General features: G+C 36.1%; 17 protein-coding genes and 1 tRNA gene. 13 read left to right on the top strand and 5 right to left on the bottom strand.

The genetic code is table 11. The features are described from left to right. Nucleotides 1–6: 6 nt before the first annotated feature. Complete coding sequence (gene tsaD, locus H1225_RS12340) at nucleotides 7–1,029, bottom strand: tRNA (adenosine(37)-N6)-threonylcarbamoyltransferase complex transferase subunit TsaD (RefSeq protein ID WP_109396238.1); 1,023 nt, start codon at nucleotides 1,027–1,029, stop codon at nucleotides 7–9. Between the two features lie 340 nt (nucleotides 1,030–1,369). Between tsaD and rpsU the strand changes: the two genes are divergently transcribed. From rpsU to H1225_RS12400, 12 genes are all read left to right on the top strand, one after another. Beyond that, nucleotides 1,370–1,585, top strand: coding sequence for a 30S ribosomal protein S21 (rpsU, locus tag H1225_RS12345; protein WP_001144069.1), 216 nt, complete (start codon nucleotides 1,370–1,372; stop codon nucleotides 1,583–1,585). 112 nt (nucleotides 1,586–1,697) lie between these two features. Beyond that, nucleotides 1,698–3,446 (top strand): DNA primase, encoded by a 1,749-nt coding sequence (gene dnaG, locus H1225_RS12350; protein ID WP_161669602.1) that lies wholly within the window; start codon nucleotides 1,698–1,700, stop codon nucleotides 3,444–3,446. 187 nt (nucleotides 3,447–3,633) lie between these two features. After that, a complete protein-coding gene (rpoD, locus tag H1225_RS12355; RefSeq protein ID WP_072064321.1) occupies nucleotides 3,634–5,490 on the top strand; it encodes an RNA polymerase sigma factor RpoD in 1,857 nt (618 codons plus the stop codon). Between the two features lie 319 nt (nucleotides 5,491–5,809). Beyond that, nucleotides 5,810–5,886 (top strand) — tRNA-Ile (locus H1225_RS12360). Between the two features lie 1,184 nt (nucleotides 5,887–7,070). Next, on the top strand, nucleotides 7,071–7,160 hold the full coding sequence (locus H1225_RS12365) for a hypothetical protein (RefSeq protein ID WP_239739694.1): 90 nt from the start codon (nucleotides 7,071–7,073) through the stop codon (nucleotides 7,158–7,160). 275 nt (nucleotides 7,161–7,435) lie between these two features. Then, entirely contained in the window at nucleotides 7,436–7,987 is a 552-nt protein-coding gene (locus H1225_RS12370) for a fimbrial protein (protein WP_115065612.1), read from the top strand. A gap of 60 nt (nucleotides 7,988–8,047) precedes the next feature. Next, nucleotides 8,048–8,572: a fimbrial protein gene (locus tag H1225_RS12375; RefSeq protein ID WP_109848085.1), complete on the top strand. Its 525-nt coding sequence runs from the start codon at nucleotides 8,048–8,050 to the stop codon at nucleotides 8,570–8,572. Between the two features lie 23 nt (nucleotides 8,573–8,595). Beyond that, a complete protein-coding gene (locus H1225_RS12380; RefSeq protein ID WP_109848084.1) occupies nucleotides 8,596–11,106 on the top strand; it encodes an outer membrane usher protein in 2,511 nt (836 codons plus the stop codon). Between the two features lie 27 nt (nucleotides 11,107–11,133). Continuing rightward, entirely contained in the window at nucleotides 11,134–11,874 is a 741-nt protein-coding gene (locus H1225_RS12385) for a fimbria/pilus periplasmic chaperone (RefSeq protein ID WP_109848083.1), read from the top strand. Then, entirely contained in the window at nucleotides 11,874–12,503 is a 630-nt protein-coding gene (locus H1225_RS12390) for a fimbrial protein (protein WP_161707034.1), read from the top strand. The genes H1225_RS12385 and H1225_RS12390 overlap by 1 nt, the downstream gene beginning before the upstream one ends. 11 nt (nucleotides 12,504–12,514) lie before the next feature. Then, nucleotides 12,515–13,063, top strand: a complete 549-nt coding sequence (locus H1225_RS12395) for a fimbrial protein (protein WP_109848081.1) — start codon at nucleotides 12,515–12,517, stop codon at nucleotides 13,061–13,063. Between the two features lie 11 nt (nucleotides 13,064–13,074). Continuing rightward, nucleotides 13,075–13,935, top strand: coding sequence for an MrpH family fimbial adhesin (locus H1225_RS12400; protein WP_109848080.1), 861 nt, complete (start codon nucleotides 13,075–13,077; stop codon nucleotides 13,933–13,935). 264 nt (nucleotides 13,936–14,199) lie between these two features. Here H1225_RS12400 and H1225_RS12405 read toward each other — a convergent pair whose 3' ends face one another. Next, complete coding sequence (locus H1225_RS12405; RefSeq protein WP_198813323.1) at nucleotides 14,200–15,723, bottom strand: methyl-accepting chemotaxis protein; 1,524 nt, start codon at nucleotides 15,721–15,723, stop codon at nucleotides 14,200–14,202. A 547-nt stretch (nucleotides 15,724–16,270) separates the two neighbouring features. Between H1225_RS12405 and H1225_RS12410 the strand changes: the two genes are divergently transcribed. Continuing rightward, nucleotides 16,271–16,951, top strand: a complete 681-nt coding sequence (locus tag H1225_RS12410; RefSeq protein WP_072064485.1) for an HAD family hydrolase — start codon at nucleotides 16,271–16,273, stop codon at nucleotides 16,949–16,951. 67 nt (nucleotides 16,952–17,018) lie between these two features. Here H1225_RS12410 and H1225_RS12415 read toward each other — a convergent pair whose 3' ends face one another. The 3 genes from H1225_RS12415 to H1225_RS12425 all read right to left on the bottom strand — a co-directional run bounded on the left by H1225_RS12415 (nucleotide 17,019) and on the right by H1225_RS12425 (nucleotide 19,348). Then, the gene (locus tag H1225_RS12415; protein WP_006536042.1) at nucleotides 17,019–17,594 is read right to left on the bottom strand and encodes a TerD family protein; all 576 of its coding nucleotides are present in this window, start codon (nucleotides 17,592–17,594) and stop codon (nucleotides 17,019–17,021) included. A gap of 81 nt (nucleotides 17,595–17,675) precedes the next feature. Further along, nucleotides 17,676–18,254, bottom strand: coding sequence for a TerD family protein (locus H1225_RS12420; RefSeq protein WP_006536043.1), 579 nt, complete (start codon nucleotides 18,252–18,254; stop codon nucleotides 17,676–17,678). A gap of 53 nt (nucleotides 18,255–18,307) precedes the next feature. Beyond that, entirely contained in the window at nucleotides 18,308–19,348 is a 1,041-nt protein-coding gene (locus H1225_RS12425; RefSeq protein ID WP_109399997.1) for a TerC/Alx family metal homeostasis membrane protein, read from the bottom strand. Nucleotides 19,349–19,356: the final 8 nt, after the last annotated feature.

Raw genomic sequence — 19,356 nt, forward strand, 5'->3', positions numbered from 1 at the left:
AATAAATTATTGCTTATCAAGCGCAGGTAATTCAGCTAAAGGCCAACGTGGTCTTACCGTCACACTTAATGGGCCTTCTGTACCACCTTTAAAACGGATCATACCTGCCAATGCAATCATTGCGCCATTATCTGTACAAAGCTCAGGGCGAGCATAAAAGACTTCTCCACCGATTTGCTTCATAACAGCTTCCATTTTTGCACGTAATGTGCGGTTTGCACTCACTCCACCCGCCATGACTAAACGCTTAAAACCTGTTTGTTCTAAGGCTCGACGACATTTTATTGCTAACGTATCAACAACTGCATCTTCAAACGCGCGTGCGATATCCGCGCGCGTTTGGTCTGTATCATCATTTTGACGAATAGTATTAGCCGCAAAAGTTTTTAAACCTGAGAAACTAAAATCAAGTCCCGGCCTGTCTGTCATTGGACGAGGAAAAACAAAGCGGCCTTCTGTACCTTGTTGCGCCATTTTCGATAATACTGGACCACCAGGGTAATCTAATCCCAACAGTTTTGCCGTTTTATCAAAAGCCTCACCAGCCGCATCATCTATAGATTCACCCAATAAGGTGTATTCACCAATTCCTGTCACACTAATTAACTGTGTATGACCACCAGAAACCAGAAGTGCCACAAATGGAAACTCGGGGGTTTTTTCTTCAAGCATTGGTGCTAATAAATGGCCTTCCATATGATGAACAGGAATAGCGGGAACATCCCACGCAAACGCTAATGAACGCCCAATAGTTGCACCTACAAGTAATGCGCCTACAAGACCAGGTCCCGCAGTATAAGCAACCGCATCAATATCTTTTGCAGTCAGATTTGCTTCTTTAAGCGCGGCTTGAATAAGTGGCACTGTTTTACGGATATGATCTCGTGAAGCCAACTCAGGAACCACACCACCATAATCGGCGTGCAATTTAATTTGGCTATAAAGTTGATTTGCTAATAGACCGGCTTTATCATCGTAAATTGCGATACCGGTTTCATCGCAAGATGTTTCAATACCTAAAACTCGCATGACGCTTCCAAATTCTTCATCGCTGATCCGCGTAATAAGTCAATTGTATCATTATTTCGGTGATTTTATACGCCTTCACGACATCTTTTACATACCAGCATGTGACAAATTCCTTTTTCTGGTCTATAATTATCCACCTATTTTAAGTGATTTAAATGTGTGGTTAGCGACTTTCGCTTTTTGTGCTTATTAAAAAGACACAAAAGTGAGAGTTTGCGTTTCAATTTTGTGCATCTCTTTACAAAGTGCCCTGCTTTGAAGTAAAATTCCGCACCATTTTAAATGTCGGCTGGCTTAAATAATGCCAGCGCAAACCGATTTCTATTGAGGTGAGAGGCACATGCCGGTAATCAAAGTACGTGAAAACGAGCCATTTGACGTTGCTCTTCGTCGTTTCAAACGCTCTTGTGAAAAAGCAGGCGTATTAGCAGAAGTTCGTCGTCGTGAGTTTTATGAAAAACCAACGACTGAACGTAAACGTGCTAAAGCATCAGCAGTAAAACGTCACGCTAAAAAATTAGCTCGCGAAAACGCACGTCGTACTCGTCTGTACTAATATATTGCGGCTTATACCGCAACATATGCAGACACAGTAGTCGCAGTTAAAGGCCGTGCTTTCTTTCGAGAGCGCGGCTTATTCTCGTTCAACAACAGGCGTAAAAGGGCTTATGGCTGGACGAATTCCACGTTCATTTATCAATGATTTGCTAGCTCGAACCGATATCATCGATCTTATCGACGCTCGCGTGCCGTTAAAAAAACAAGGCAAAAATCATTCAGCGTGTTGTCCGTTTCATAATGAAAAAACGCCCTCTTTTACAGTAAATAGTGACAAACAGTTTTACCACTGTTTTGGTTGTGGCGCGCATGGCAATGCTATTGATTTTTTGATGAATTACGACAGGCTCGATTTTGTCGAAACCATTGAAGAGTTAGCAGCAATGCATGGGTTAGAAGTTCCTTATGAATCAGGAACAGGCAGTAGCCCTATTGAACGACATATAAGACAAAATCTCTATCAAGTGATGGAGAGATTGAATCAGTATTATAGTAACGCTCTCAATAAACCTGATGCACAGGAAGCAAGAAACTACCTTGCGCATCGTGGGCTTAGTGAAGAAATTATTACCCGTTTTTCTATTGGATTTGTGCCAACTGGTTGGGATAACGTCCTAAAACGTTTTGGTCAAGATGCCGATAATAGAGCCTTACTTCTTGAAGCGGGTATGGTAATCACTAACGATAATGGTCGCACTTATGATCGTTTTCGCCAACGCGTCATGTTTCCTATCCGAGATAGACGTGGCCGAGTTATTGCCTTTGGTGGGCGTGTTTTAGGTGATGATTTACCTAAATACTTAAACTCACCAGAAACAGAGATTTTCCATAAGGGCCGTCAACTTTACGGACTTTATGAAGCACAACAATCTAATAATAACGTCACAAAGCTATTAGTTGTTGAAGGTTATATGGATGTTGTGGCATTAGCACAGTTTGGTATTGATTATGCCGTTGCCTCATTAGGAACCTCCACCACAGCAGAACATATCCAGTTGCTTTTTCGAACAACGGATAACATTATTTGCTGCTATGATGGAGATAGAGCTGGACGTGATGCCGCATGGCGAGCATTAGAAACCGCCCTTCCTTTTTTAAATGATGGCCGCTCTTTACGTTTTATGTTTTTACCCGAAGGTGATGATCCCGATTCTCTGGTTCGTCGTGAAGGTAAAGAATCTTTTGAAAAACGTATGGAACAAGCACATTCATTATCAGAATTTTTATTTGATTCACTCGTTCCTCAAGTGGATCTGAGTACTCAAGAAGGCAATGGTAAGCTATATAGTTTAGCCAGACCATTAATAGATAAGATCCCAAGTGAAACTTTACGTCTATATTTATTAAGAGAGCTTGGAAGCTTAACGGGAAATCCCGATATTGAGCAGATGGATCGATTATTTGGCAGAACGCCGGTTAATCACGAGTTATCGTATCAACCGACAAAATTACGCACAACACCGATGCGTATATTGATTGCCCTATTGATACAAAACCCAGAATTCTCTAAATTAGTGCCCCCTCTCGAGGGATTAAGTACAGAAAAAATCGCAGGTTTATCGCTTTTTATTGAATTAGTTTCTGTTTGCCAAGCACAACCAGGCCTGAATACAGGGCAGATTATCGAACTCTATAGAGAGAATAAATTCGGTAAACAGCTTGAAAAATTGGCAATGTGGAACGATATAGATATAGATGAGATTGCAGAAAAAACCTTTACAGACACGTTAGATCATATTTTTTTAACCGCAATGGACGAACGTTTAAACGCGCTTATTGCGAAAGAGAGAACAGAAGGTCTAACGCAAGATGAACGCGAAGAAGTCCAATTGATAATACAGGCACGCGTTAAAAAGTAAATACAAAATTAAGATTAAAAACACGGCTTAATTGCCGCTATCGGTAGGTACTAAAAACCTACATTTGCTACGCTGAGGGGATCGTAGCAATCGACAATGAAAATGCCCCTCCGTAGTTATTGTTGGCTAAACAGTTATCGCCGACCCGACACCAACCCAAATTACTTTGAAGTGTGGATACCGTCTTATGGAGCAAAACCCGCAGTCACAGCTGAAGCTACTTGTTACTAAAGGTAAGGAGCAAGGCTACCTGACCTATGCTGAGGTCAATGACCATCTGCCGGAAGATATCGTCGATTCAGATCAAATCGAAGACATCATCCAGATGATTAACGACATGGGCATTCAGGTTATGGAAGAAGCACCTGACGCCGATGATCTGATGCTGGCAGAAAATTCAAATGATACTGATGATGATGCTGCAGAAGCCGCAGCTCAGGTACTTTCTAGTGTAGAATCTGAGATTGGCCGTACAACCGACCCTGTGCGTATGTATATGCGTGAAATGGGGACAGTTGAACTGCTCACCCGGGAAGGTGAAATTGATATCGCAAAACGCATTGAAGATGGTATTAATCAAGTTCAATGTTCCGTTGCAGAATATCCTGAAGCAATTACTTATCTTCTTGAACAATATGATCGTGTTGAAGCAGGCGAAGCACGTCTTTCAGACTTAATTACTGCATTTATTGACCCTAATGCCGAAGAAGTGGCAGAAAGTGAAGATGTCAATTTAGGCAAAGAAGATGATGAAGTTGCCAATGACGCTGAAGACGAAGATGAAGATGAAGACGAAGATGGCGACAATGACAGCGATAGCGATGACGATAACAGCATCGATCCTGAATTAGCACGTCAGAAGTTTACTGAGCTTCGTGAGCAATACGAAAAAACTCGCCAAACTATCAAGGCGAAAGGTCGCAACCACAAAGATACAGAGCTTGAAATCTTATTGTTATCTGAAATTTTCAAACAGTTCCGTTTAGTACCGAAACAGTTTGATTATTTGGTTAACAATATGCGTGAAATGATGGACAGAGTTCGTACTCAAGAGCGTCACATCATGCGTCTTTGTGTTGATCAAGTTAAGATGCCTAAGAAAAACTTCATTACGCTGTTTACAGGTAACGAAACTAATGACACATGGTTTACTGCTGCTCGAGCAATGAATAAGCCTTGGTCTGAAAAGCTAGCAGGCATTGAAGAAGAAGTACAACGCAGCTTACAAAAACTGCAACAAATTGAAGTTGAAACTGGATTGACAATCGAACAGGTTAAAGATATTAACCGTCGCATGTCTATCGGTGAAGCAAAAGCACGTCGTGCGAAAAAAGAGATGGTCGAAGCGAACTTACGTCTCGTTATCTCTATCGCGAAAAAATATACCAACCGTGGCTTACAGTTCCTTGACCTAATTCAGGAAGGGAATATCGGTTTGATGAAAGCGGTTGATAAATTTGAATACCGTCGTGGTTATAAGTTCTCAACTTATGCAACATGGTGGATCCGTCAGGCAATTACTCGTTCAATCGCTGATCAGGCGCGTACAATCCGTATCCCTGTTCATATGATCGAAACGATTAATAAACTGAACCGTATCTCTCGTCAAATGTTGCAAGAGATGGGACGTGAGCCTTCACCAGAAGAGCTTGCAGAACGCATGTTAATGCCTGAAGACAAGATCCGTAAGGTACTAAAAATCGCTAAAGAACCTATCTCCATGGAAACCCCAATCGGTGACGATGAAGATTCACATTTAGGTGATTTTATCGAGGATACAACTCTCGAATTGCCACTGGATTCTGCGACATCAGAAAGCTTACGCTCAGCAACTCACGAAGTGTTAGCTGGCTTAACACTGCGTGAAGCGAAAGTCTTGCGTATGCGTTTTGGTATTGATATGAATACAGACCATACCTTGGAAGAAGTGGGTAAACAGTTTGATGTTACCCGTGAACGTATTCGTCAGATTGAAGCGAAGGCACTGCGTAAATTACGCCACCCAAGCCGTTCTGAAGTGTTACGTAGCTTCCTTGATGAGTAATCAACTTCCCTCTCAATAAAAGTTATAATGAACGCCTGTGATATCACAGGCGTTTTTTTATGAGGATTTAGATACGATATCTACAATCTCTTTAAACTACGATAGATTTCACCTACATATATTTATAAAAAATAGCCTTATTATTTATATTTTTGTATCTGTACGCATGCTTATTAATGATATCGTTACGCTATCTTATTGATATCATAGTTATTCTCTGTTTTATTTTTTTATTGTTTAAATTGAACATAAATTGCGCATACAGTCATTCAAAGGCTAGACCTAGTGCCAAATGGCACGTATAATCACACTCCATTAAGGCCCCTTAGCTCAGTTGGTTAGAGCAGGCGACTCATAATCGCTTGGTCACTGGTTCAAGTCCAGTAGGGGCCACCAAATTTTAGCTGTTAAATCAGCACATTAAGCCACTTCTTAGCAAGTGGCTTTTTTGTTTCTATGGGCGAAGCTGAGTGTTGCGCTATTTTTCTAATTATCCGCTATAACCTTCTATAAAAACCTACTCCACATTTTGATATCACTCATCCATCTTTGTTGTTCAATATCCTCAATATCAATTCATATAGAATGATAGTTGTATTTAAGGTGTCTGTATCGAATTCACTCTTTACAAGAAAAGTGATAGATCTTTTAATATTTATACTTTTATAACTATATTAGAACATCCAAATTAGAATATCTTAATCTTTTTTCGATTTATTCAACTCTGAGGTGATAAAGTAAAATGATAAATAACAACAGAAATAAATCACTTATTTTATCAATTTTAAATTTTCATGAATTTATTTTAGATAAAATAATCGAATTTTGAGTTATAGATAATATCTAATAATTCCTAGCATCATAAAAAGCCTCAATTTAAAACAATCATAAAAAGAAAGTTTATAAAAAATTAATTATTAAATTAACTTAACTTTGACCAAAAACAAATCTCACTTACTACTTTATAGTGTAAATAATTAAAATAAAAAAAATAAACTTATTTTTTTACAAAAATAAACCACAAGTTAATAGTGTATTATTTATAAGAATTGCTCATTATTATATATTTATAAAAAACTAAAAAACAAATAAAACGAGTATTTTAATATTTTAAAAAAAACGCAACCACATGTTATATTTATAAAATATAAAAAACATACTTATACGACAATCTAATAGAGAATAACCATTAATGACTTAAATAAAAAAACAATAAATTAATATACACTTATTAAGTGTTTTGTTTTTGATGAAATATTATAACCACCACTTTTCAATGTCTTGATTTTATAAAACATCTCAAGTAAATTATTTAGTCGAAAACATAATGAAATAAATTATTTTATTATGCTCATTAAAAATGACGACTAGGTAATTAATAAAATTATATGAATAGGTAAATAAACCATGTGATTACTGTAACAAATGTGATATTAGACTTTTTTCATAAAAGTAGTCGAAAAAAAATAAATAGAGTTCATAATAATACGTTCAATGGATTAATGACTGTTAAAAAACTGGCTTAGTTATTAAATGTTTCCAAACAACAAATATCTAGATATGAATACGATATTTGTAATATTACAGCCGATACACTCGTTATTATACTTGATATCCTAAACGTCTCTATTAATGAATTTATCAAAAATGTAAATTTAAACACTTTTTGATAATAAAATACCTGAAACAAAGAATTTCTTTAATACTTCTATTTTAATGAATAATTAATAAATATTTCATAATAAATGATTTTTATTTTCACATTAAGCTAAAAATTTATTTCATTAGTTTTTCCCTAATGAGTAAACATAATATTCCTTTATTTAAAATTAAAAGGAATATTATGTTTATCTTATTATGGAAATAAGATACCTATGTCCATCATTTTTAAAAGTGCTCATCCGTTAGAGTCAATAAGATGTTACTTATATTATAGAGGAAAAGTATGAAAAAGGTTATTGTTGCTACTTTAATTACTACTGCCGTAGCTTTAAGCTCATCAGCATTTGCTGCTGGTGGACAAGGTCAAGGTTCTGGTCAAGTGAAGTTCCACGGCTATATTATTGATGCTCCATGCTCAATAGAATCAGAAAACCCAATCGAAGTTGATTTCGGCCAAATATCTCGTAAGGCACTAGCTGCTAATAGTAACACTGGTGAAAGTCATGTTAAAACATTTAGCATTGAATTAGCTGACTGTGATATCTCTGACTTAACTGATAAACAAGTTACTACTACATTTAGCTTCACTGATGCTGGTCAAGATACCAACTTAATTGGATTTGATGGCAAAGAAGGAATGGGTGCTGGTATTGCAATTGTTTCTGGTGGCAGCAAAGTAGTGAACAACGTTGCCACTAAACCACACCAATTAAGTACTGGTCCTAACACTCTACAATTCGCTTCTTATGTGAAAGGTCTTGGTGGTACAGGTGATGAGGCTATTAAAGTCGGTGAATTCTACGCAACCGCTAACTTTACTTTAGCATACCAATAAGAAATAGCAGGTCAGTTTTATTAATATAAAACTGACCTGTTCTACTAATTGGAACTATTAATGAAAAAATTGATATCTCTTTTATCATTATTATTAGTCACTTCATATACGTATTCGTCCACAGAACAAGGACATGGTCGAGTTGATATGAGGGGAACTATAGTTGAAACACCTTGCTTAATTGATACGGGAAGTGCAGATCAATCAATAGATTTAGGTATTATTCCTATTTCATATATGTCCCAATATGGTTCATCTCCAGAAAAAGAGTTTTCAATTAAATTGATAGATTGCCAGTTGGTGTCAACAGCAAAAGAAAACTTTCAATGGGAAAGTTTCGATGTAACTTTTGATGGAGCTAATAATGGTAATTATTATACCGTCAATGGAGACGCAAGAGGCGTTGTTTTACAAATAAAAGATACCAGTGAGCAGTTAGCTATACCAGGGAAGAGTATGGATAAAATACAAATCTCACCTGGGGATATGTTTTTAAATTATAAATTAAGACTTATTGCTGATGGCTCTGATATAAGAGCAGGTGATTTTCATACTATTATTATTTATAGAATCAGTTATTACTAATTCTAGTTATTCGGATAATCATAATGTTATTATTGAAAATAAAAAATGTATTAGTAAGAAAGCTGATCATAATAAGTGCCTTTTTTATTTTTAATCCGGCTTATTCAAACACATTTGAATTTAGTTCAAATATGTTTAATTTAGAAGATGGCGAAAATATTGATGTCACCCAGTTTTCAAAGTCAGGGTATATTCTACCAGGAACCTACACATTAAAAATTCAGCTTAACCAAAATGTTATTGCTGAACAACCAATCACTTTTTATGCTGATGAATCTCGAGAAACAGGTAGTTCAGTCTGTTTATCACCAGAACAAGTTTCATTATTAGCCCTAAAACCAGAAATATTGAAACAAATCACTTGGCTAAATGATGAAAGTTGCCTTGATTGGAGTTCACTCCCTGGTGCAACTTATACTGGTGATCTTGGTACATTGACATTACATATTAGTATGCCTCAAGCCTATATCGAATATTCAGATGCAACATGGGAGCCAGCTTCACGTTGGGATGAAGGTATCTCTGGACTTATATTTGACTACAATATAAATGCTAAAACAAATAGACCTCATAAGTCAGGAAATAATACATATTCATTAAATAGTAATGGTGTTACTGGTATTAACTTAGGTGTTTGGCGTGTTCGTGGTGATTGGCAAGGACGTTTAAACCATGGTACAGGATCTGAAGAGACTGTAAATACAGATTTTAAGTGGAGCCGATTTTATGCTTATCGCGCAATTTCCCAGCTAAAAGCTAAATTAACGTTGGGAGAAGTTTATTTAGAATCTGATCTATTTGATACATTTAGATTTATTGGTGCGGTATTAGGTTCTGACTTATCTATGTTACCACCAAATTTACGTGGATATGCTCCAGAGGTTAATGGTGTCGCACAGACCAGTGCTCAAGTCATTATTTCGCAACAAGGACGAATTATTTATCAGACCCAAGTTGCCGCCGGACCTTTTAGCATTCAAGATTTAAGTAGTGCAGTTAGTGGTACTTTAGACGTTAGAGTTGAAGAGCAAGATGGACGTGTTCAAGAATATCAAGTTAATACTGCGACAATCCCTTATCTAACTCGTCCTGGACAAGTGAGATATAAAGTCGCTTTTGGACGCCCAGCAGATATGGATCACCGAGTTAATGGGGATGTGTTTGCCACAGGTGAGTTCTCATGGGGTGTAACAAACGGTTGGTCACTATTTGCAGGTAGTATTAATAGCCAAAATTATAATGCGTTTTCTGCTGGTTTTGGACGTGATTTACTTATATTTGGTGCACTGTCGTTTGATGTAACTCAATCTATTGCTAAGCTTTATAATGGTGGTAACAAAGATAAGTACCAAGGTCGTTCATATCGAATTAGTTATTCGAAAAGATTTGATGATATAGATAGCCAAATACAATTTGCTGGATACCGTTTTTCTGAACGTGATTTTATGAGTATGTCTCAATTTTTAGATGCTCAACAAAATAATGGTATTCGGGAAAATCACCAAAAAGAATTATATACCGTTACACTAAGTAAAAACTTTAGAGATTATCGACTTTCAACAGGTTTAAATTATCGTTACCAAACATATTGGAATCAGCCTGACCAAAACCGTTATGATTTCACTGCAATAAAATATTTTGACATCGGTAATTATAAAAATTTATCTTTATCATTAAGTCTCTTTAGAAATAAAAGTAATTGGGGTAATGACCAAGGTGCTTATGTAAGTATGACCATGCCTTGGGGAACTGGTGGTAATTTAAGTTACAGTTCAAACATTGATAATGATAATAATATTTCAAATAGCGTTGGTTTCTTCAATCGTGTTGATGATAATACTTCATATAGAATAAGTGCGGGTAATCAACGTAAAGGTGGTCTTGCTAACGCTTATATTTATCATGAAACGAATAATGCCACGTTAAGCGGGACAGCTGCTTATGTTCATAATCAATATACTGCATTTGGTTTGAATGTGCAGGGTGGTTTGACTATGACAATGAATGGTGGGGCCATACATAGAAGTAGTTTACCTGGTGGTACACGTCTGTTAGTTGATACCGATGGTGTTGAAAATATTCCTGTTCAAGGATATAGCACTCCTGTCTATACAAATGCTTTCGGCAAAGCTATTTTACCTGAAGTGAATAGTTATTATAAAAATAAAATTAAAATTGATATTAATAACCTTCCTGAGGATGCCGAGGTTAATGACAACGTATTATTAGCAACGTTGACTGAAGGTGCTATTGGTTATCGTAAATTTGAAGTTAATTCAGGTATGAAATTAATGGTTGTTATTAGGTTAAATGATGGCAGTTATCCTCCTTTTGCAGCTCAAATAACGAATTCGAAAGATAGAAATACTGGCATAGTAGGTGAATTTGGTAATGCTTATATAACAGGTATTAATCCAAATGAATCAATGACTGTTAGCTGGGGTGGAAATAAAAAATGCCAAATTAATTTCCCTGATAAAATAGAAAACAATGGCCAATCTTTAATACTAGTATGTTCCAATGTTAATGAATAAAAATTTAATTCTAATAGAGCTGACGTTATGACTATTCTAAATAAAAATTTTTGTATCGGGTTATTATGTGTTATTTCCACGAGTGCACAAGCAGCACTTTCCTTAGACCGCACAAGAGTGATATTTGAAGGAGATAAAAAATCTGTTTCTTTGAATGTTGCAAATACAAGTGAAAAACTACCTTATCTTGCTCAAGCGTGGATTGAAAATGATAAGGGCGTTAAAATCCAGTCACCATTTGTTGTTGTTCCTCCTGTACAGCGAGTTGAACCTGGAAAACCGACACAAGTTAAAATAGAAGCTATTAATGTCTTACAAACATTACCACAAGACAGAGAAAGTATATTTTATTTTAATCTAAGAGAGATTCCACCTAAGAGTGAAAAAGCTAATGTTTTACAACTTGCGTTACAAACTAAAATTAAGCTTTTCTATAGACCAGAAAAGTTAATTATGAGTGGAACGGATATTATTAATAATCCATGGCAAGAAAAGGTAGTACTACAAGAAAATAGTAGTAACTACACTGTTGAAAATCCAACGCCATATTATGTTACTATTGTTAATATGGCAAAGGATGAAAAAAGCAAAACAGATCCTAATTTCAATCCAATTATGTTAGCGCCATTTGGTAAAGATACTATAAATGTTAATCCATCAGTATTAGGTTCTAAACCTGTGATTACGTATATTAATGATTATGGTGGACGTTCTCAGGTATCTTTTTCTTGTGTAAGCAATAAATGCGCTGTAAAAGAAAAAGGCTAATGATGAAACTATCAAATTTTATTTTGTATAAAGTTGTTGGATTAGTTGTTTTCTCTTTATCTTTAAATGCAATGGCACAAAAAGATTCCAATCAAACACTATTCCGACCGTACACTAGTACTGAAGGTATTGATGGTGCTAAAGGGCAACTTTATGTTTATGGTTCTCTTGTTGAAAGTCCTTGCAAGTTGGCAATGACATCTAAATATCAAGAAATTAATTTAGGTATTATTGGTACTGCTGAACTTCAAAATATTGGGAAAGTCGATAAATCAATACCTTTTTCTATTGAACTAATAGATTGTATTAGAACACCAGCAAGTGCAATAAATAAAAAGTTGGGTACTTCTTTTTGGAGTCATATACAACCATCTGTTAAAATAAATTTTTATGCCAAAACAGTTCCTTTTTACCCTAATCTAGTTTCTGTTACTGGCGCAGAAGGTTTTGGTTTAGCTATTCTTGATAAAGATAAGAAAACAATATCGTTGAATGAATATACGACACCTGAGATTTTGCAGCCTGGGCAAAATATTTTGACTTATAATTTAGCACCTGTACGAATTTCTCAAGATTTAAAAGCGAGCAACTATACAGCGATTATTTACTTTTTACTATCTTATGAATAGAGATATTTATTATGAAAATGATAAAAGAAATAATTTTAATAATATTTGCTCTTATATTTATACCTAATATTTCCTATTCTGCTTCTTCAGGAAATAATCAGACTAATATCTATATTCATGGTTCAATATTAAACGCTCCTTGTAAAATAAGAAATAAGATTATAAATGTAGAATTTGGCGATATTATTGGCAAATATCTTTATATACACGATAGAACACGTAGTATCCCTTTTTCTATTGAATTAGATGATTGTAAAACTGATATAGCCAATTCTGTTATTGTTACTTTTACTGGAAAGTCTTCTTCCGGTGAGGGGTTAGGTGGTTTTCTTGCATTAGATAGCAGTAGTGTCGCCTCTGGAGTAGGGATTGGGATAGAAACAGATAATGGAAAATTTTTACCCCTAAATCAAAGCACAAAGGCTATGAATTTAATTAGTGGCTATAACGCTTTAGCTTTTAAAGCCTTTGTTAAAGGTGATGATAGAGTATTAAGGAATAAGTCACTAGGTTTTGGTGAGTTTTTGGCGACAGCTACATTCGAATTGGAATATCCATAAGGTCATATATTATGAGAAAGTTATTTGTATTTCTATTATTTTTCCCTATGCTATCTTTTGCTAATAATGCTTGGTATGTAAGTATTCCTAAATATAGAATTAATCCAAGTGCTCCACAAGGTAAACAGTTCGAATATACTTCAGTTTTATATTTAAGTGAAGAGGGTTTAAAATCGAAAGAACCCTTAAATGCTAATTGTTTGAACGGGTGTTGGGTAGGCATAAACACGCAGACTTTATCTCGTGGTCCTGATGATTTACGTTATCTTGATTCAGAACAAGAAAATATTTATTTTAAAGGTACAACTGTTGGTGACGCTTTAACTGCAATGTATGAGCGTTTGGGCTCCTACTATTATGTAAATCAAGCAACAGCACCAAATAGAACAAGCGAGGGTATCACATGGTGTGGAGCAATTGGTATATCTACATCAGGTATTAATATGTCATATAAAATAATGTCAGGGGGCGAGTGCAGTAGTCTACCTAATCCGCCTGATGTAGAATGTTCTTTAGAAACCGCTGGTATTGATTTGGATCACCGCGAACTCGTTGTAGATGAAGTTGCAGGAAATACTGTGTCTGGTGATTTTATCGTTCGCTGCAACCAAAACGCTGAGATGTATTTATCGTTAATGAGTCCTAATGAAGAAAATAGTAATCCTAATATAGGTACTAGAGTAAGATTAAGAGAAAATGAACTATATAGCATACTCACTATTAATGATAAACCAGCTGTAAATAGGACTCTGTTTAATCTATCTGCTAATGATAACAGATTTACGGTTACATCCACTCTTTTCACTCCTACAGGTCAAGTAGAGCCTGGACCATTCTCAGCTTTTGCTTTTGTTGTTATGTCGTATGTATAAAAAATTTTTATACATTTCATCTCGAGTGAGTTGTTGTGTAAAAGTTAAAAGAATTCTTTACTCGCACTCATCAAGGCAAATTCGTAATACGCGCTTTTTTATCTGATATACCGTATATTTTTATTCCTCACTATCAACTGATTATCTAGACTGATACAACAAAAAAGAAAAATACGCTTAAAAAAATAAAGCTCACTCTAATATCTCGATTAAAGTGAGCTTATTTTACATATGATAGTAAGTAACTAATTTAACTTATTAGTCTTATTCTTTAACCTTAAAGATCGACACTTTATCAGTTAAGTTTTGTGCTTTTTCATCTAAAATCATTGTTGAAGTTGCACCTTGTTCAACTAAGGTCGCATTTTGCTGAACAACAGAATCCATTTGGTTAATAGCTACTGCGATCTGTTCAATACCCACTTTTTGCTCTTCTGATGCAATACTAATACCTTGCATGATATCGCTAACTTTAGTAATAGAAGAGACGATATCCTGCATATGCTCACCAGATCTATTTACTAATTCTCTACCATGAGCCACATCCGCAACGGCTCCTCTGATAATTTGGTTAATTTCACGTGCAGCATCCGCACTTCTCGCTGCTAAATTTCTCACTTCTGTTGCAACAACCGTAAATCCACGGCCTTGCTCACCAGCACGTGCAGCTTCAACGGCGGCATTTAATGCCAGAATATTAGTTTGGCTTGCTATATTATTAACCACATCATTGATTTCAGCGACTTTTAATGTTCCTACCTCAATTTTCTTCATTGAGTTAATCGCATCATTCATAATGTTAGAACCATCAATTGCTAAATCGCGGGTTTCTGCGGTAATCGAGTTTGCTAAAATCGCATTATCAGTATTATTTACTACTGCAATTTTTATCTCTTCCATACTTGCTGCTGTTTGTTGCAGAGCACTTGCTTGCTCTTCAGTACGTGAAGAGAGATCTTGGTTGCCAGACGCAATTTCTGCTGAACCTTTTTTGATCTCTAGTGCTTCTTCTTTAACAAGTTGAATAGTCGATGTTAGTGCAGTTTGCATGTCACCCACATTAGAGAACAAGGTGCCAAACTCATCATTTCGTTTCTTAGGTAGCGTAAAACTTAAATCTCCCTCTCCCACTTTCTGCAAAATGGCTGATAATGTATTCAAATTAAAGATAAACGTTTTATTGACCCAACGGATGACAATATAAAGAAGAACAAGAATGATCCCCAGTGCAATAATCGTTGTGTAAAGTGACAACTGTACCATCCAAACTTGCTGCGCTTTAATGTCATCATTCACACCTTTAGTGATAATAAGATATTCATCAAAGAGATCAGATAAGCGATTAAAATCATTGGAGAGGTTTGATTCTGTGTAATCTAGCGTATCGATAGGTGCAATCAGCTCATCGAGAAGATAATAGAATAGCACTGATAATTGTTCTGAATTACGTTGAGCATCAGGACTTATCTTCTTCACGCCTACCCAATGTGTAATCGTTGCTTTTGATTTTGTCGCCAGCTCTTTTGCTTCAGTAACAAGTGATTTAATTGTTTCTTGCTTATTCACATCCGTCATTGTTTTCAACAACATCAGGTAGTTGACGTGAGAACGAATGGTCGCTAATTCATACCTTGCTTCTTGTACACTATTCAATCTGGTATTCAAGGAATCCAATGATGCAAAGTTTTCTTGCATTCTATAAATAAAAAACGACGACAATACAGATGATAATAAGAAAAGAACTAATAGTATGATAGAACCTACTTTAGCTGATCTTTCAATACTCATGAAATAATCTACCCCGGCAATAAAATATTACAAATGTACTCATTTATCGGCACGAAATAGATTTTATTTACTCATTAATCAGAATTATCAATACAAACACTTATTACAATTCTCAATCCATGATATCCATTGGTTTTTTACTCTGTTTTTAAACAGTTAACGAAAATAATATACCGCAATGAAATAGTATTTCAGTGTTATTAGTTAGTAGGCAACTAAATTTTGACTTTAATTAAAACTAAAAATAAGTCAAAAATTTAAACGCAGAAAAAAACAATAAACATTGAATACTCTATAAATATAAAAGCGATAAATTAATATTTTTTAATAATACTAATCCATCAATAATTAATATCTACATTTAAAATAATCAGCGATTTGTTTTATAAGATATCTTTTTTATTAGTTACATAAATAATTTGTACTTGTACACATAAAAATTAGTGATTTTGAATAACCAATAGACACGCTGTCTCATTTTGAGAACAGTGATATAATAAGTTTAATGAACTTAAAAACTCTGATGATTTACGGAGCCTTACCCTGTATGCAACCCCAATTTGAAAACGCGAAAAACACCGTAAAAACGTTATCAGTGTTTGATTTTGATGGCACGCTAACCTATCACGACAGTTTTATCCCTTTTCTAAAATTCGCCTTTGGCAAACGTAAATTCTCACGCCGTTTGATTAAAATGGTATTACCAACATTACGTTGTTTTAGACGCAAACTCACGCGCGATGAGTTAAAAGAAGTGTTGATTAAAACCTTCCTAACCAATATTGATGAGCAATGGTTAAAAGAAAAAGCAGAAGAATTTTGCAAGCTTTACTGGAGCAAATTAATGCGTCCTACAGGCTTATTAGCTGTTGCTGAAGAAGTGAAGAATAATGCTGAAGTGACGATTTGCTCTGCATCACCTGCAATGGTATTACAGCCATTTGCTGACCGCTTAGGCATTAAATTAATTGGTACAACACTTGAAGTGGTTGAAGGTGTATTAACAGGTAAAATTATTGGTAATAACTGTCGTTGTGGTGAAAAAATCAAACGATTAGAAAATATTTATGGGGATTTGACACAATATCATTTAAGAGCTTGGGGAGACTCTCGTGGCGATCATGAATTGCTTTTTGCCGCACAAGATCCTCATTGGCGTCACTTTCATACTGATCGCCGTAAAGCTAAAAATTCGCCAATCAAAATTACGACAAAAAAAGAGTCATAATAACTTACTCTTTTCTTATCAACACAAACCATAGCCCCCGCAAAAGCGAGGGCTATATGATAGAGTCTTAGATATTTACGCCGTGCTGTGATGCTAACGCACTTAAACCACCCGCAAAACCTTGACCAACTGCTTTGAATTTCCACTCTGTACCATGGCGATATAACTCACCAAAGATCATTGCAGTTTCTGTTGATGCATCTTCAGAAAGATCAAAACGTGCAATTTCAGTGTTATTGTCGTTGTTATAAACGCGCATAAAACTGTTGCTAACCATACCAAAGTTTTGTTTACGGTTTTCTGCATCATAAATAGTAACCGCGAATACTAGTTTTTTCACTTCAGCAGGGACTTTTGATAAAGTGATTTTGATTTGCTCATCATCACCGTCGCCTTCCCCAGTACGGTTATCTCCTTGGTGTTCAACGCTTCCACATTGACTCACTTTGTTATTAAAGAAGATAAAACTGGCGTCTGAAAGTACTTTTCCATCTTCACCTACCATGAATACTGACGCATCTAAGTCAAACTCAGCGCCATCTGTCACGCGGGCATCCCATCCTAGACCAACCATAGCAACCGACATTGTTGGTGCTTCTTTAGTCAGAGAAACATTACCACCTTTAACGAGGGAAACTGCCATATCAAAGCTCCTACTTTATTGAATAAACTGGCAATCACATCTTATGACTACCAGTGTAGTTAGTATTTTATCGATCCGCTATCAAGAGGCATTAATACCGTATTGAGCACAAACTGAACCTAAGCCCCCTGCATAACCTTGACCTACAGCACGGAATTTCCACTCTGTACCATGGCGATATAACTCACCAAATAACATTGCAGTTTCCGTTGAGGCATCTTCCGTTAAGTCATAACGAGCCACTTCGATTTGGTTGTCATCATTAACTAAACGAATAAATGCACCTGATACTTGGCCAAAGCTTTGGCGACGTGCTTGCGCATCATGGATAGTGACAACGAAGATAACCTTATCGACATCATTTGGGATCATGTCTAATTTGATTTTCAGCGCTTCATCATCACCATCGCCTTCACCTGTGCGGTTATCGCCAGTATGAACAACAGAACCATCAGCAGATCTTAAATTGTTATAAAAAATGAAATCGGCATCGCTACGCACTTTTCCATTTGCAGCTAACAAAAATACAGATGCATCTAAGTCAAAATCTTGACCATCTGTAGAACGGGCATCCCAACCAAGTCCGACAAGGACGTTTTTCATCGTTGGGGCTGCTTTGCTCAGAGAGACATTACCACCTTTAGAAAGAGAAACGCTCATTTTATAACCTCTTTAGTTTTGTTTTTAATATTCTGATTTCTCAAGAATATTTATTAATTTGTCTTACCTTGATCATCCTTTTTTTCTGGGAATACAAAACTTGCAATAATCCCCAGAGCAAGAACACCTAGCACAACAAATAAGCTAGTTGTCGCGGAAATGCTGTATCCATGTTGCCAGATATGGTCTGTTGCATTTAAACCTAGTTTTACGGCAATAAAGAACAACAACACAATAACCGCTTTTTCAAGGTAAACCAGATACTGTTTTAACGCTTCTAACACGAAGTAAAGCGTACGTAAGCCTAAGATTGCGAACATCATTGCACTATAGACAATAAGGGGTTCACGGCTTACTGCGATAATAGCGGGAACCGAGTCGAAAGCAAACATCACATCGGAAAGCTCTACAACAGCCACACACAACATAAGTGGTGTTGCATATAACGCAGCTTTTGTACCACGACCGATAGTAATCTCTTTGTTTTCTGGTTTTGCTAATTCAGCATCAACTTCTTTTTGTGTTAATAAGAAAGCGTGTCCAGTGATTTTTGGCCATATAGGGAAAAATCGTTTAACTAAGCGATAAGCAAGATGTTGTGAATAGTCTTCAATCTCTTCACTGTCATCACCGCTTTTCAGCATCATCACTGCCGTCCAAGCAACGATTAAGGCGAATACTATCTCAACATATGGTCCTAAACTTAGCAGTCCTGTACCGATGGCAACAAAGATCCCACGGAAAACGATAGCACCGATAATACCCCAATAAAGAACGCGGTGACGGAAGCGATCAGGTACCGCAAACCAAGAGAAAATCGCCATCATGACAAACAAGTTATCAACGGAAAGCACTTTCTCTAATGCATAACCTGTTACGAATAAGCTCGCAACTTCTGCACCATGGTGAATATAAAGGAATCCTGCGAATACCATTGCAATGGCAACCCAGAATATAGACCAAAAGATGGCATTCTTTAACGTTACTGGCTTATCTGCACGATGCATAAATAAGTCGATAAAAATAGCGCCAATCGCAAGTACAACAAAGACAATGACAGTTTCTGTCGGAAAACCAATATGTGTGGATACCATAATAATTC

Origin of the sequence: Proteus penneri, from assembly GCF_022369495.1 — a bacterium.
In the GTDB taxonomy this organism is placed as follows: Bacteria; Pseudomonadota; Gammaproteobacteria; order Enterobacterales; family Enterobacteriaceae; genus Proteus; species Proteus penneri.

What these genes read in the sequence shown, in the direction of transcription:
- tsaD (WP_109396238.1), bottom strand. Translation starts at nt 1,029, where the DNA reads ATGCGAGTTTTAGGTATTGAAACATCTTGCGATGAAACCGGTATCGCA.
- rpsU (WP_001144069.1), top strand. Translation starts at nt 1,370, where the DNA reads ATGCCGGTAATCAAAGTACGTGAAAACGAGCCATTTGACGTTGCTCTT.
- dnaG (WP_161669602.1), top strand. Translation starts at nt 1,698, where the DNA reads ATGGCTGGACGAATTCCACGTTCATTTATCAATGATTTGCTAGCTCGA.
- rpoD (WP_072064321.1), top strand. Translation starts at nt 3,634, where the DNA reads ATGGAGCAAAACCCGCAGTCACAGCTGAAGCTACTTGTTACTAAAGGT.
- H1225_RS12370 (WP_115065612.1), top strand. Translation starts at nt 7,436, where the DNA reads ATGAAAAAGGTTATTGTTGCTACTTTAATTACTACTGCCGTAGCTTTA.
- H1225_RS12375 (WP_109848085.1), top strand. Translation starts at nt 8,048, where the DNA reads ATGAAAAAATTGATATCTCTTTTATCATTATTATTAGTCACTTCATAT.
- H1225_RS12380 (WP_109848084.1), top strand. Translation starts at nt 8,596, where the DNA reads ATGTTATTATTGAAAATAAAAAATGTATTAGTAAGAAAGCTGATCATA.
- H1225_RS12385 (WP_109848083.1), top strand. Translation starts at nt 11,134, where the DNA reads ATGACTATTCTAAATAAAAATTTTTGTATCGGGTTATTATGTGTTATT.
- H1225_RS12390 (WP_161707034.1), top strand. Translation starts at nt 11,874, where the DNA reads ATGATGAAACTATCAAATTTTATTTTGTATAAAGTTGTTGGATTAGTT.
- H1225_RS12395 (WP_109848081.1), top strand. Translation starts at nt 12,515, where the DNA reads ATGAAAATGATAAAAGAAATAATTTTAATAATATTTGCTCTTATATTT.
- H1225_RS12400 (WP_109848080.1), top strand. Translation starts at nt 13,075, where the DNA reads ATGAGAAAGTTATTTGTATTTCTATTATTTTTCCCTATGCTATCTTTT.
- H1225_RS12405 (WP_198813323.1), bottom strand. Translation starts at nt 15,723, where the DNA reads ATGAGTATTGAAAGATCAGCTAAAGTAGGTTCTATCATACTATTAGTT.
- H1225_RS12410 (WP_072064485.1), top strand. Translation starts at nt 16,271, where the DNA reads ATGCAACCCCAATTTGAAAACGCGAAAAACACCGTAAAAACGTTATCA.
- H1225_RS12415 (WP_006536042.1), bottom strand. Translation starts at nt 17,594, where the DNA reads ATGGCAGTTTCCCTCGTTAAAGGTGGTAATGTTTCTCTGACTAAAGAA.
- H1225_RS12420 (WP_006536043.1), bottom strand. Translation starts at nt 18,254, where the DNA reads ATGAGCGTTTCTCTTTCTAAAGGTGGTAATGTCTCTCTGAGCAAAGCA.
- H1225_RS12425 (WP_109399997.1), bottom strand. Translation starts at nt 19,348, where the DNA reads ATGGTATCCACACATATTGGTTTTCCGACAGAAACTGTCATTGTCTTT.